Below are 13,986 nucleotides of genomic sequence, written 5' to 3'. Positions count from 1 at the left end.
GCATGATAAATCCGCGCGGGATCACGATGCTAGGATCTCGCGGCGTCCCGTTCAGCCGGTATCCGCGCATCGGCCGCCTCGAAGCGGACCCGTTGGCCTGCCACGCGCACGGCATGCCCGCGCAGGCCCACCGGCGCCAGATTGATCCGGTCGATGACCCGTTCCGAAGCGGCATCGAGCGCTTCCGGGGCCAGGGCGTTGCCCCTCGGATCCACCCACCTGATGCTGCGCGTGGCGCGGCGCAGCGGTTCGCGCGCCGTGCCGGGCAGCAGATGCGCCCCGGTCTGGAGGCCGCCGCTGAAGAAGCTGCGAATGCCCAGCCGGACCGGCTTCGCGCCCCAGCCGTACAACCCGGAGATGACCATACGCCCGGTGCCCGCGCACGGCAGTGCCTCCACATTCGCTCCGTACACCCACGGCTCCTGCGCGATCTCCAGGAGTTGCCCCGCGGAAAGCTCGTTGACGGCGCGGATGCCGTGGACCGCGCACTGGTCGGACACCCGAAACCAGCCGGGATGCTTGAAGTCCTCGGCCTGGTTGTTGGCCTCATCCTGGGCGCAGGTGCACTGCGCGGGCTGTACCTGGGACGCCGGCAGCCCATTGCCCACGCCGATGAAGCCCAGCGGCCCGGTTTCGGGTACCACCGGGATCTCCAGCGCCATCAGCGGAACACTACGGGATTCGAACCACTTGAAGAGGCCGACTAACTGGACCAGGGCCATCACCCCGAGCCCCACGCCTAGTTCGTAGTACAGCTCAGCGTCAACCGCGGCGAAGTCCATGTCGGCGACGGTGAAGAATTTCCAGCCTGCCTTGAGCAGCGGCCAAACTACGATGGCACTGGTCAGGCCCCACATCCAAGTGGGGATCAGCTGGCTGTAGCCCAGCGGCTTGAGCGCGTTCGAGGGTACCTGCACGCTTCCCTGCGCTTGCCGGTGCCAGGTCGTCAGCAATGCCGCAAATCTCAGCTGGCCGATCAGTCCCGCGATCGCCAGCAGGCCGAAGTAGCCCATGGCGGCATACAGCACTTGCTGCTCGGTTCCTGTCGGATCCAGCAGCGCATCGAACCAGATGGCGGCCGCCAGCCCGATCCACGCCGCGTGCCGGCCGGCCCCGCCGAGCAGCACGATGACCCCGATGAAAAACGAGTAACTCAGCAGGATTGGCGCCCAGCTGCCCAAAACCAGGGGCTGCGGCGCGAAGCGGATGAGGTAGAGCAACAGGGCCCCCAGCGGGACCCAGACGCCGACGCCCAGCCACAGGTCCGGGATGGTACGCGGTACCTGCGCCCACTCGTCCTCGCGCAGCGAACAGAACGGGATGTTCTTGTGCGACGTGGACCCGGACGCGGCCTGGTTCGCCATCTGCATTTTGCGCACTCCTTCGGACCGGCGATCCGGCCGTTGCCGGAGTCGGGAAACCGCTCTTGGGTTTAGACTACCGATCGGATCTATTATCGGGAGTCCACCGCGGGAGCGATCTGGAAGTGCGCGGATCAGCACTAATGATGACGCGGTCTGGGCCGGCCGGGCGGAGCCGGCGGTTAAATGGGGCAAGGCCCAACCCGAAACGGGTTGGGCCTTGCACAGCAAACGCTTTCGTTCACCCCGCCGCAGCGGGAGAAGCGAAATTAGTTGCCGGTCAGCTTCTCGCGCAGAGCAGCCAGTGCTTCGTCGGAAGCCAGGGTGCCGGCGTCGGTGGCTGGAGCCTCCGACGAGTACGATGCTGGGGCAGCCTCGCCGGCAGCAGCAGGCTCTGCTTCTGCATCGGCGGTGATTGCGGCAGCAACCTGCTTCTTGTGGGCTTCCCAACGCTCCTGGGCAGCAGCGTACTGTGCTTCCCATGCAGCGCGCTGGGTCTCGAAGCCTTCAAGCCATTCGTTCGACTCTGGGTCGAAGCCCTCTGGGTACTTGTAGTTGCCGGCCTCGTCGTACTCTGCAGCCATGCCATAGAGTGCTGGGTCGAACTCGGTGCCCTCTGGATCCACGCCTTCATTGGCCTGCTTGAGCGACAGCGAGATGCGGCGGCGCTCCAGGTCGATGTCGATGACCTTGACGAACAGCTCGTCGCCCACGGAGACAACCTGCTCGGCCAGCTCAACGTGGCGAACTGCCAGCTCGGAGATGTGAACCAGGCCTTCGATGCCGTCTTCGACGCGAACGAACGCACCGAATGGAACCAGCTTGGTGACCTTGCCCGGTACAACCTGACCCAGTGCGTGGGTGCGGGCGAAGGTCTGCCATGGATCTTCCTGGGTAGCCTTCAGCGACAGGGAAACGCGCTCGCGGTCCAGATCGACTTCCAGAACCTCGACGGTGACTTCCTGGCCAACCTCGACAACCTCGGATGGGTGGTCGATGTGCTTCCAGGACAGCTCGGAAACGTGTACCAGGCCGTCTACGCCGCCCAGGTCCACGAATGCACCGAAGTTGACGATGGAGGAAACAACGCCCGGACGAACCTGGCCCTTTTCCAGCTTGTTGAGGAAGGTCGAGCGGACCTCGGACTGGGTCTGCTCGAGCCATGCACGACGGGACAGCACAACGTTGTTGCGGTTCTTGTCCAGCTCGATGATCTTGGCTTCGATTTCCTGGCCGATGTATGGGGCCAGGTCGCGAACGCGACGCATCTCGACCAGCGACGCAGGCAGGAAGCCGCGCAGGCCGATGTCCAGGATGAGGCCACCCTTGACAACCTCGATGACGGTACCGGTAACGACGCCGTCCTCTTCCTTGATCTTTTCGATGTCGCCCCAAGCGCGCTCGTACTGTGCACGCTTCTTGGACAGGATCAGGCGGCCTTCCTTGTCTTCCTTGGTCAGGACCAAGGCCTCGACGTTGTCGCCAACGGTGACAACGTCACCCGGGTCAACGTCGTGCTTGATGGAAAGCTCGCGGGAAGGGATGACACCTTCGGTCTTGTAACCGATGTCGAGCAGAACTTCGTCGTGGTCAACCTTGACGACGGTGCCTTCGACGAGGTCACCATCGTTGAAGTACTTGATGGTGGCATCGACTGCGGCCAAGAAGTCCTCAGCGGATCCAATGTCGTTGATTGCGACAACTGGTGCGCTGTTGTTCTCGTTCGAGGTGATGGTCATGTAGTAGGGACTCCGATGTGGATAGATTTGATCAGTCGAAACCCCGGAAGTCCCGGAATTTCGAGCGGGTAAAACAATTTGCGGACATGGCATGGCCACGGCACGCTGTTCAAGTCTACGCGCTGGGCTTTGCCGAGGCAAAGCAGATCACCCCAACATCCGCAGCTCTGCTTTGTGAGGTTCGCTACATTTGCGTTCCTCGGGCGGGGCCCGGGCAGCCGTTCACCAGCCCTGGGAAAGCCGTACGAGCTCGACTCCGGCATCCTGCAAGGTTTTGAGCCCTTGGCGAACCCCGGCGGCCGTGCCGGAATCCGGGCGGTTGAAATGGCCGATCCCGACGTCGCCGGCGCGCAGGCCGCCGACCTGCGCCGCGACGGTGGAGGCCGGGAAGGTCGCCCCGGCATCCAGATTGACCGTGAAGTTCATCGGCACGAGCCCCAGGTCGCGGCACAGCGCGGCGCCGACCTGGTCCATGTGGGCGGTGCCGGATCGGAAGAACTTTGCGGTGAGGCCGAACTCCTCCTGCAGGTAGCGCTGGTTGCCCATGATCTCGTCGTAGGCCTGTCCCACCGACGCGGTGCCCGGGATGCCATAGGCCATCTGCCCGGCGGTGCCCAGCGGCGCATGGCTGGTTCCGTGATTGGCAATCTCGAACAAAGGATCGGCGGCAAGCTCCGCGGCCAGGGACCGGTTGGCCCGCGCCCAGCGCTGGTTGACGAACAGCGTGGCCGGCGCCTCGGCGTCGCGCAGCGCCGTGATCAGCGCCGGGTCGAATAACGCTCCGCCCGGTCCCCCGCAGGCATCGAAGGTCAGCGCCGCGGTTTTGTTCCCGCGGGGCAGCCCGAGCTGGATCCCCGGGACGTCCAGTCCGAACGTGCCGGGCTTCCGGCCGTGGTACTTCGCGACCGCCTCGGCGCGCGACATGACCGCCGCGGCTCTTGGCTGCGGCGTCGCGGATGGGCCGGCGGAGGCGCTTCGCGAGGGTTCGGGCGCGGGTGGGGCGTCCGTCCCGCTGGGACCGCCGCGGGTCGGGTCCGGTGCTTCGGGATTGGGTGCGCACCCGGTGAGTGCGGCGATTGCAAGTGTTCCCAGACCCAGCGCACCGCGCAGGACCCCGCGCCGGGTGGGAGCGGGTGATCGTTCGAAGGTCGGCATCGGGTCTAGAAGTCCGCCTGGCAGTACGGGGTGCGCGGACCGGTGAACATCGCATCCAGGTCATCGAGGGCGCCGGCCCGGTGCTCGGCGAGCAGCCCGGCGCCAGCCAGATGGGTGGCGCTGCGCGTGCCCAGGTAGAGCGTGGCCAGATCCCGGGCGTCCAGCCGGGCGTCGGCGGCGGCCCCGTCCGCGCGCTGCACCGACATCACTCCCCCGGCAGTTTCCAGCACCCAGGTGCCCGCGGCGTAGCCCAGATCGTCGTCGACCTGCAGGACCACGCGCGCATCACGCTGGTAGCTCCGGGCGCCCAGCGCTGCGGGCACGTCAAGGATGCGCACCCACAGGTGGTCCCCGCGCGCGGTGGTTTTGTAGTCGCGGGTATTGCGCAGCGCGGTGGGCAGCACGTCGTCCACCGGGCCGCGCCCGGTGACGCGTTCGATCAGGTCGTGGTCGCACAGGTAGGCGACAAGTTCGCGGCGCGCGGTCTCGTTCACCGTGCACAGGGTGCCGATGGACATCGCCGGCTCCTCTTGCTTCCACCCCTCGAAGGTGTAGGTGATGAACCCGTCCAGGGTGCCATGCGCGTCGTAGTGCAGGGCGCCGCGCAGTTTCGCGGCCGGCTTGAGGTTGTCGTAGCTTTCCCAACGGCCGGTGGCCGTGCCCAGGTCGAAGGAGTTGTTACTCACCGAGCCGAGCGTGGCCAGGTGGTGCTCGCGGTAGAGCTGCGCCACCTGCTCGGCCATCGCCGAGGGGGCCACGGCCTGCACGGTGCCGGAGGCCGGGGCACGGAACTGCGCGCCCTGCCCGGACTTCAGCTCGAAGCGGCAGCGTTCGGCGGCCACCCCGAATCCGAAGCGGCCATAGATGGTGGCTTCCGAGGCGGTCAGCACCGCCACCGGGACGCCGTCGGCCGCGGCGCGGTCCAGGTGGGTGGTGATCATCGAGCGCAGGATGCCGCGGCGGCGGTGGGTCGGGCTGACGGTGACCGAGGTGATCTCGTGCACCTCCAGCAGCTGCGGCCCGCCGACGTTCAGCGTGCCGGCAAAATACGAATAGGTGCCTACGGGATCGGCGGCATGCAGGCTGGGCGCGGCCGCCTTGCGGTCGAAGGCGAGGATGGACTGCACTTCGTCCTGCTCGTCAAGCTCCGCCAGGATCTTGCGGCCATCGGCGTCCGCGCTGGATTCATGGAAGCCGCGGGCGATGGCGCGTTCGAGCAGCAGCCAGGACGCGGAGGGCTGGCCGTCGACGAGGCCGGACCCGATGAATTCCAGTTCGATCCCTTCGGGGGTTGCAGGGTTCATGGTGTCGGGCCTTTCGCTGGTGGATGTTTTGTGGGCTGGTGCCGAAACCGCCGGGCCGCACCGGTGGAAGGTGCGGCCCGGCGGATCGGAATCGGTGGCGGCCGGGGGCTAGTGCGCCGCCTCGTGCCAGGTGGCGCCGACGCCGGGCTGGACGTCCAGCGGGACCAGCAGGTCCGCGGCGCGGCCCATTTCCAGGGTCACCAATTCGCGTACCGCGTCCAGCTCGCCCGGGGCGATTTCCAGCACGAGTTCATCGTGCACCTGCAGCAGCATGCGCGAGGCGTAGCCGCCGGAGGCCAGGCCGTCGGCGATCTTGAGCATCGCGACCTTCACCAGGTCGGCGGCCGAACCCTGGATCGGGGCGTTGAGCGCGGCGCGTTCGGCGATGTCGCGCAGGCGGCGGTCGGAGCTGTTCAGCTCAGGCAGGTAGCGGCGGCGCCCGAAGATGGTCTCGGTGTAGCCGTCCTTGCGCGCCTGCTCGACGACCGAACGCAGGTAGGTGCGCACGGCGCCGAAGCGGTCGAAGTAGTCCTTCATGAGCTTGCGGGCCTCGTCGACGCCGATCTTCAGCTGCTTGGACAGCCCGAAGCTGCTCAGCCCGTAGGCCAGGCCGTAGCTCATCGCCTTCACCTTGGAGCGCATCTCGGAAGTGACCTCGGCCGGTTCGACGTTGAACACGCGTGAGCCGACGTAGCGGTGCAGGTCCTCACCGTTGCGGTAGGCCTCGATCAGGCCCTCGTCCTCGGAGAGGTGCGCCATGATGCGCATTTCGATCTGCGAGTAGTCAACGGTCAGCAGGGTGTCGTAGCCCTCCCCGACGGTGAAGACGTCGCGGATGCGCCGCCCCTCCTCCGAACGCACCGGGATGTTCTGCAGGTTCGGGTTCAGGCTGGACAGGCGGCCGGTCGCGGCGACGGTCTGCGCGTAGGTGGTGTGGATGCGGCCGTCCGGCTGCACGGACTTCAGCAGCCCGTCCACGGTCTGGCGCAGCTTGATCGCGTCGCGGTAGGCCATTAGCGCAACCAGGAATGGGTGCCCGGTCTTGACCAGCAGGTCCTGCAGCGACTCGGCATCGGTGGTGTAGCCGGTCTTGATCTTCTTCGTCCGCGGAAGGTCCAGCTCCTCGAAGAGCACCACCTGCAGCTGCTTGGGGCTGGAGAGGTTGACCTCATGGCCGATCGCGGCGAACGCCTCATTGGTCGCCTGGTCCACCTGGGTGGTGAAGTGGGCGCGCAGCTCATCGAGGCGGGCGCGGTTCACCGCCACGCCGGCGCGCTCCATCGCGAAGAGCACCGGGATCAGCGGCAGCTCCATGTCGCGGGCGAGCTTGTCCGCATGCTTCTCCACCAGCTTGGTGTCCAGGTAGGCCGACAGGTCGAAGATCGCCTGCGCCTGGGCCAGGGTCGGTTCGGCCAGTTCTCCGGCCAGCCCCAGATCCAGTTCGCCCTTCTTCGCCTGGTACACCGGCACCTGGTACTTCATGTGGTACTGCACCAGGTCGACCAGTTCGTGGCTGCGCCGGTCCGGCTGGATCAGGTAGGCACTGATCAGGGTGTCATCGGCGATCCCGTCCACGCCCAGCCCGCGCTCGGCCAGCAGGTGCATGGCGACCTTCGCGTCGTGGAAGATCTTCGGGGCGTCGGCATCCTTCAGGAAGTCCGCTAGCACGGTTTCGGTGGCCTCGTCCAGGGAGGAGAGCTCCACCCAGGCGGCTTCGTTGCCGCGGAACAGGCCCAGGCCCACGGCTTCGCCGTTGGCGACGCCGGGCTGCACTGCGACCGGCGCACCTTCTCCGGCGGCCAGGAATGCTGCCAGCGATTCGGCGTTGTCGGTGATCACGCGCGCGAACTCGGCGACCTCCGGAGCGGTGTCCTCCTCCTGCGCGGCGAACAGGTCGAACAGGCGCTTGCGCAGCGTGTTGAATTCCAGCGCGTCGAAGAGGTTCTCGATCTCCTCGCGGTTCGGAGCCACCAGCTCCATCTCGTCCAGGGTCACCGGCAGGTCCAGGTCGTGGCGCAGCTGGTTCAGGCGGCGGTTGCGGGTCACGTTGTCCACGTGGGCGCGCAGCGATTCGCCGACCTTGCCCTTGATCTCGTCGACGTGCTCCAGGATGCCGGCCAGGTCGCCGTACTGGTTGATCCATTTGGCCGCGGTCTTGGGGCCGACCCCGGGCACGCCGGGCAGGTTGTCGGCGGATTCGCCGACCAGTGCGGCCAAATCCGAGTAGCGCTCGGGGCGCACGAAGTACTTGGCTTCCACCGCGTCGGCGTCCATCGGCGGGATGTCACTGATGCCCTTTTTCGGGTACAAAACCAGGGTCTTGTCGGTGATCAGCTGGAAGGCGTCGCGGTCGCCGGAAACAACCAGGACCTTGAAGCCGGCTTCCTCGCCCCGCGTGGACAGGGTGGCCAGGACATCGTCGGCTTCGAACGGGTCGAGGCTCACCGTGGGGATGTTCATCCCGTGCATGACCTGCTGGATCAGCTCGATCTGCCCGTAGAACTCTTCGGGGGTCTTGTTGCGTCCGCCCTTGTATTCGCTGTATTCCTGCACGCGGAAGGTCGGGGTGTCCAAGTCGAAGGCCACCGCGACGTGGGTGGGCTTCTGCTGGCGGATCATCGTCAGCAGCATCGAGACGAAGCCGTGCACGGCGTTGGTGTGCTGACCGGTGCTCGTGGCGAAGTTCTCCGCGGGCAGCGCGTAGAACGCGCGGAAGGCCATGGAGTGTCCGTCGATGATCAGCAGGGTCTTGTCCGACGTGGGCGTCGGTTTGGTAGTTTCGCTCACACCTGAAAGCCTAGTTGGCATGAGCGACAATTTCACTTCCAGAACCGCGCAATCTTCAGCACACCCGTTTGCCCAGCAGCTGGCCGCCCACGGGGTCCCCGAATCAATGTGGCCTTTCCTGTCCCGCCATGGGGTGGGCACCCTGGTGGAAAAGCTGGGCATTGTATTCACCGAGTTCTCGGTGGACCGGCTCTGCGCCACCATGCCGGTGGAGGGCAACACCCAGGTGATGGGTATCCTGCACGGCGGCGCGTCGGCGGCGCTGGCCGAAACCCTGGGTTCTTTCGCCGCGGCCCTGCACGGGGCAGGCAAGGCCAACCCGGTAGGTGTGGACCTGAACATCACCCATCACCGCGCCGGGCGCGCCGGGCTGGTCAGCGCCGCCTGTACCCCGCTGCACCTGGGCCGGCGCAGCACCACCCATGAGATCGTGATCAGCGACGCGGACGGCAAACGGGTGGCCACCGCGCGCATCACCAACATGCTGCTGCCCATCGAGCCCTAAGTCACGTCCCGGTCAGAAAAAAGCGCCCGTCCCGGATGGACCCGGGGCGGGCGCTGTCATGCCGCAGGAAGTCAGCCTGGCGCGGGCGGATCAGGTGATGGCGTAGCGCGAGGCGAAGACGTTGCCGCCCAGGTCCTTGAGCTCCAGCCCGTCCAGCTCCATGTTCACGCCGCGGCCGAAGATGTTCGCCCCGCCGCCCAGCAGCACCGGCTCGGTGATCAGCAGCAGCTCGTCAAGCATGCCCGCTTCGACGAAGCCGCCGGCCAGGTCGGCGCCGCCGACCACCCAGACGTCCCCCACCGAGGCGCTGCGCGCGATGTCGCGGCTCCAGAAGCCGATTTCTCCGCGGATGAAGGTCAGGTCCGCCCCCGGCACCGTCGGCAGCTCATGGTGCGTGAACACCCACACCGGCTTGTCGCCGTAGACCCATTCCAGCTTGCCCTCGGCCACATCGCGGGCGATGTTCTCATAGGTTTTGCCGCCGATCACGATGGCGCCGACGCCGGCGAAGAATTCGTCAAAATGCTCGCGGACTCCGGCCAGCTTGGAGAAGGGCTGGAGCCAATGCGCATCCCCGGCGCGATCTGCGATGAAACCGTCGATGGAGGCACCCACGTAGTACTTGAAGCTTGTCATGGCTCTAGTCTATGGGTGCCTCCATCGAAGGCAATATTCAGTTGTCCGCCGGGCCCCGGCACGTCAGGCCGGTGGCCCTAGGAGATCCCCAGGATCGCCTCGCTCAGCTGCGGCACGATCAGGACCACGCCGAAGGCGACGATCAGCCCGCACAGCGTGAAGCAGGCGTAGGCGCCGGACTTGTTCAGTCCCACGTTGGCGCCCTTGTCCTTGGCCACGGCCAGCAATCGCACACCCATCGAGTATGCGGCCACGATCAGCAGGGCGGCGGCCCAGGTGACGACGGCAACGATCAGAAATGCTGTCCAGTCGATCATGCTTTGTCAACTTTCTCTTCTTCAGCTTCCTCGCGTTCGGCCTTGGCGCGCAAGGCAGCCTGCTTCGCCTTGGCTTCGGCCTTGGCCTTCGCGCGGCGTTCCTTCTTGCTCAGGATGTTCACTGCGGCGCCCGAGTTGTCGATGTCGGACATCGCCGTCTCGTGGGTGTGCGGATTCTTGCGCGACAGCACCCAGATGGCGAGCATCGAAACCAAACCGGCAACTGCGACGATGATGACTCCGACGGTGCCCGCATGGGTGATCCACGCGGCCAGGCCGCCGACGATTGCCGCTGCCGGCAGGGTGAACAGCCAGCCCAGGGCGATACGCCCGGCGGTGCCCCAGCGGACCTCGGCGCCCTTGCGCCCGAGTCCCGAACCGATGACGGAGCCGGAAGCGACCTGGGTGGTCGACAGGGCGAAGCCCAGGTGCGAGGAGGTCAGGATGGCCGACGCGGTCGACATCTCGGCCGCGAAGCCCTGTGCGGGCTTGACGTCGGTTAGGCCCGAGCCCATGGTCTGGATAATGCGCCAGCCTCCGGTGTAGGTACCCAGCGCGATCGCGAACGCACAGGCCGCGACAACCCAGAAGTGCACCGGAGTGCCGGCGTCCTGCAGGCCGGAGGCCACCAGGGTCAGGGTGATGACGCCCATGGTCTTCTGCGCATCATTGGTACCGTGCGACAGCGCGACCAGCGAGGAGGAGAAGATCTGGCCGTAGCGGAAACCGCCGCGCTTGGGCGAGGTTCCCGACTGGCGCTTGGTGATCGCATAGGCCAGCTTGGTGCAAAGGTACGCGGAGATACCCGCGATCAACGGGGCCACGATGGCCGGCAGCAGCACCTTGGACAGCAGTACGCCGTAGTTCACTGCGCCGAATCCGGCGCCGACGATTGCCGCGCCCACCAGGCCGCCGAACAATGCGTGGGAGGAGCTGGATGGCAGGCCCAGCAGCCAGGTCAGCAGGTTCCAGATCACCGCACCCATCAGACCGGCGAAAATCATGGCCGGGCCGATGGCGACCCCGGTCGCGGGGTCCTCGTTGATGATGCCTCCGGAGATCGTTTTGGCGACCTCGGTGGAAAGGAATGCGCCGACGAGGTTCAAAATTGCGGCGAGGGCAACTGCTTTTTTGGGCGAGATTGCCCCGGTTGCGATTGGGGTGGCCATCGCATTGGCCGTGTCATGGAAACCGTTGGTGAAGTCGAAAAACAACGCCAAGGCAATGACCAGGACGACGATAAGCGTCAAATCCATTGAATACCAGCCTGAGGGGTCGAACGGCAAGGAAAATTACGTGGACCGCGGACGATCCGTGTTGCAAGTTGGAGGGCGCGCCAAACCAAGGGTCTGCGCGTAATTTCAATCTTATGCCCATGTAATGGTTCGTCAACATGTCCACCATGGCAACGCAAGGTTAACGGAAGGTGAACAACCGGCAACTTCCTGCGCAAACACCGGAATCGAGAATTGCGCGCTTGACGCGGAAAATAAAAAATGTGCGTCAAACCACAGGTGGTCTGACACACATTTCGATGGTTTACGGGCTTGCCGCCGGTTACTTCACCTGATCGATGACGGTTTCGGCGACCTGACGCATGCTGAGGCGGCGGTCCATGGAGGTCTTCTGGATCCAGCGGAAGGCCTCGGGCTCGCTCAATCCCATCTTGGTGATCAGCAGGCTCTTGGCGCGGTCCACGAGCTTGCGGGTTTCGAACTGCTCGGCCAGGCTGGAAACTTCTTCCTCCAACGCGCGCAGCTCGTCGTTGCGGGAGATGGCGATTTCGATCGCGGGGGTCAGATCGGCCGGGGTGAACGGCTTGACCACATAGGCCATGGCACCGGCCTCGCGGGCGCGCTCCACGAGCTCCTTCTGGCTGAACGCGGTCAGCAGTACCACCGGGGCGATACGCTCCTTCACGATGGCTTCGGCCGCGGTGATGCCATCCATGACCGGCATCTTGACATCCATCAGCACCAGATCAGGCTTCAGCTCGCGGGCTTTCTCCAACGCGCTCTGGCCGTTGTCCGCCTCGGCGACGACGTCGTAGCCTTCGGAACGCAGAATTTCGACGATGTCCAGGCGAATCAGGGTCTCGTCTTCGGCCACGATGACGCGGCGCGGCGCGCTGCTCGCCTCGGAGGGGATTCTGGTGATTTCTGGTAGCTCGCTCATTCGGCGCCGTCCTTCGTATTAAGAATGCCTGCCATCATGATCGGCAGATTTCGGTGGTTTCAGTACGTGAAGCCCCGTTGCCTCAGTGTCACCTCTAAGCCTACTGGTTTGCGCACGGAACAGGGCTGATATCGACCACGAACTCAATTAGGAATTCCGCGAACGCTCAAGTAGGATATTCTTTGTGCTCGCCCAAGTGGCGGAATCGGTAGACGCGCCGCACTCAAAATGCGGTATCGAAAGATGTGTGGGTTCGAGTCCCACCTTGGGCACCAAAGCAGATCCGCTGGCAGCAGTTTTCCAACTGCCGCCAGCGGATTTTTTGCGTCACCGGACACCAAGGCAGCTGCGCTCATCTTCGCCGGACGGCACCCGGTGGAGGAAGGCGAAGGACCCATCCGCTCTTCGATGGAGATCGAAGCGCGGACGGGTCCTTGGGTTTCAGCCTGCCAGCCGAGGCCGAAGCGCTAGAGCGACTTGGGCACCGAAACGTTTTCCTCGGCCCACGGCCCGACCTTCTCGCGGGCCGGCATCGGCTTGCCGTTGACCAGCTGGCCGGCGTCGGCGAGGTCTCCGACCTTGTGCACGCGCAGCGAGTTGGTCGAGCCTGCCTGCCCCGGAGGGGAACCGGCGGCGATGCAAACGATGTCGTTCAGCTCGGCCAACCCCTCGGAGAGCAGTGCCTCGTCGACTTGGGCGGTCATCTTGTCGGTGTGGTCCGCGTAGGCGACCAGGCGGGCCTGCACGCCCCACATCAGGGTCATGATGTTGTAGGTCTGCTGCAGCGGGGTGAAAGCCAGCACCGGCTTCTTCGGCCGCAGGCGCGATAAGCGCCGGGCCGAGTCGCCGGACTGGGTGAAGGCCACGATGTACTTCGCGTCGAGCTGGTCGGCGATCTCCACCGCGGCACGGGTGATCGCGCCGCCGCGGGTCTTGGGCTTGGAGCCCAGGCGCGGGATGCGGTCCAGGCCGTGCTGCTCGGTGGAGGCGATGATGCGGGACATGGTCTCCACGGTCTCCACCGGGTAGGCGCCCACCGAGGTCTCCCCCGAGAGCATGACCGCATCGGCGCCGTCGAGCACCGCGTTGGCGCAGTCCGAGGCCTCGGCGCGGGTGGGGGTCGGCGATTCGATCATGGATTCGAGCACCTGGGTGGCGACGATGACCGGCTTCGCCCAGCGGCGGGCCAGCTCCACGGCGCGCTTCTGCACCACGGGCACGTCTTCCAGCGGCAGTTCCACACCCAGGTCGCCGCGGGCGACCATGATGGCGTCGAACGCGTTGATGATTTCCTCCAGCGCGTCCACTGCCTGCGGCTTCTCGATCTTGGCGATGACCGGCACGCGGCGGCCTTCCTCGTCCATGATCTCGTGCACGCGCTCGATGTCGCTGGCATTGCGCACGAAGGACAGCGCGACCATGTCGATGCCGGCGCGCAGCGCCCACCGCAGGTCGTCTTCGTCCTTGTCGCTCAGCGCAGGCACGTTCACGGCTACGCCGGGCAGGTTGATGCCCTTGTTATTGGACACCTCGCCACCGACGACGACCTCCGAGCGCACCTCGGTGTCGGTGACCTCGACGGCCTTGAGCTTGACCTTGCCGTCGTTGACCAGCAGGAAGTCGCCCACCTGCACATCGGAGGGCAGTCCCTTGAAGGTGGTGCCGCACAGGTTGCGGGTGCCTTCGACCTCCTCGATGGTGATGGTGAATTCCTCGCCGGCCTCCAGGATGTACTTCGCGTTGTCCTTGAAGCGGCCCAGGCGGATCTTCGGGCCCTGCAGGTCGGCGAAGACGCCGACCGCGCGGCCGATCTCGGCCGCCGCGTTGCGCACGTTCGCCAGGGATTGCGCGTGCATCGAGTGGTCCCCGTGGCTCATGTTCAGGCGGGCCACGTCGACGCCCGCCTTCAGTACCGCTACGGTGTTTTCATAGCTCGCCAGGGAGGGGCCCCAGGTAGCAACAATCTTTGCGCGTCTCATTCCGTCAGCCATATGCCTTTCATGTAAA

11 protein-coding genes and 1 tRNA gene are annotated in these 13,986 nt (G+C 65.6%); 2 read left to right on the top strand and 10 right to left on the bottom strand.

Features of this window, described 5'->3' with window-relative positions; translation table 11 throughout:
* Positions 1 to 29: 29 nt before the first annotated feature.
* The 5 genes from ATC04_RS08010 to polA all read right to left on the bottom strand — a co-directional run bounded on the left by ATC04_RS08010 (position 30) and on the right by polA (position 8,346).
* Positions 30 to 1,370 (bottom strand): hypothetical protein, encoded by a 1,341-nt coding sequence (locus ATC04_RS08010; RefSeq protein WP_047119381.1) that lies wholly within the window; start codon positions 1,368 to 1,370, stop codon positions 30 to 32.
* 260 nt (positions 1,371 to 1,630) lie between these two features.
* The gene (gene rpsA / locus ATC04_RS08005) at positions 1,631 to 3,100 is read right to left on the bottom strand and encodes a 30S ribosomal protein S1 (RefSeq protein ID WP_047119382.1); all 1,470 of its coding nucleotides are present in this window, start codon (positions 3,098 to 3,100) and stop codon (positions 1,631 to 1,633) included.
* Positions 3,101 to 3,322: 222 nt separating this feature from the next.
* Entirely contained in the window at positions 3,323 to 4,255 is a 933-nt protein-coding gene (locus ATC04_RS08000; RefSeq protein ID WP_047119383.1) for a polysaccharide deacetylase family protein, read from the bottom strand.
* A 5-nt stretch (positions 4,256 to 4,260) separates the two neighbouring features.
* Entirely contained in the window at positions 4,261 to 5,559 is a 1,299-nt protein-coding gene (locus tag ATC04_RS07995) for a GNAT family N-acetyltransferase (protein WP_052772397.1), read from the bottom strand.
* 108 nt (positions 5,560 to 5,667) lie between these two features.
* Positions 5,668 to 8,346 (bottom strand): DNA polymerase I, encoded by a 2,679-nt coding sequence (gene polA, locus ATC04_RS07990; protein WP_286158844.1) that lies wholly within the window; start codon positions 8,344 to 8,346, stop codon positions 5,668 to 5,670.
* A gap of 19 nt (positions 8,347 to 8,365) precedes the next feature.
* Here polA and ATC04_RS07985 point away from each other — a divergent pair, with 19 nt between their 5' ends.
* Positions 8,366 to 8,851, top strand: coding sequence for a hotdog fold thioesterase (locus ATC04_RS07985; protein WP_047119384.1), 486 nt, complete (start codon positions 8,366 to 8,368; stop codon positions 8,849 to 8,851).
* Between the two features lie 90 nt (positions 8,852 to 8,941).
* Here the strand turns inward: ATC04_RS07985 and ATC04_RS07980 are convergent, their stop codons facing one another.
* From ATC04_RS07980 to ATC04_RS07965, 4 genes are all read right to left on the bottom strand, one after another.
* On the bottom strand, positions 8,942 to 9,487 hold the full coding sequence (locus tag ATC04_RS07980) for a dihydrofolate reductase family protein (protein ID WP_047119385.1): 546 nt from the start codon (positions 9,485 to 9,487) through the stop codon (positions 8,942 to 8,944).
* A 77-nt stretch (positions 9,488 to 9,564) separates the two neighbouring features.
* Positions 9,565 to 9,804, bottom strand: a complete 240-nt coding sequence (locus tag ATC04_RS07975) for a hypothetical protein (RefSeq protein WP_047119386.1) — start codon at positions 9,802 to 9,804, stop codon at positions 9,565 to 9,567.
* Entirely contained in the window at positions 9,801 to 11,060 is a 1,260-nt protein-coding gene (locus ATC04_RS07970) for an inorganic phosphate transporter (protein ID WP_047119387.1), read from the bottom strand. The genes ATC04_RS07975 and ATC04_RS07970 overlap by 4 nt, the downstream gene beginning before the upstream one ends.
* Before the next feature lie 301 nt (positions 11,061 to 11,361).
* Positions 11,362 to 11,979: a response regulator gene (locus ATC04_RS07965; RefSeq protein WP_047119388.1), complete on the bottom strand. Its 618-nt coding sequence runs from the start codon at positions 11,977 to 11,979 to the stop codon at positions 11,362 to 11,364.
* Between the two features lie 190 nt (positions 11,980 to 12,169).
* On the opposite strand from ATC04_RS07965, the gene ATC04_RS07960 reads away from it, so the two are divergent.
* A tRNA-Leu gene (locus ATC04_RS07960) sits at positions 12,170 to 12,254 on the top strand.
* A gap of 192 nt (positions 12,255 to 12,446) precedes the next feature.
* Here ATC04_RS07960 and pyk read toward each other — a convergent pair.
* Positions 12,447 to 13,958, bottom strand: a complete 1,512-nt coding sequence (gene pyk / locus ATC04_RS07955; protein ID WP_047120774.1) for a pyruvate kinase — start codon at positions 13,956 to 13,958, stop codon at positions 12,447 to 12,449.
* Positions 13,959 to 13,986 lie beyond the last annotated feature (28 nt).

It is taken from the genome of Arthrobacter sp. YC-RL1 (assembly GCF_001454985.1).
GTDB classification, from domain to species: domain Bacteria; phylum Actinomycetota; class Actinomycetes; order Actinomycetales; family Micrococcaceae; genus Glutamicibacter; species Glutamicibacter soli.
This window is presented reverse-complemented; position numbering and strand designations above follow the sequence as displayed.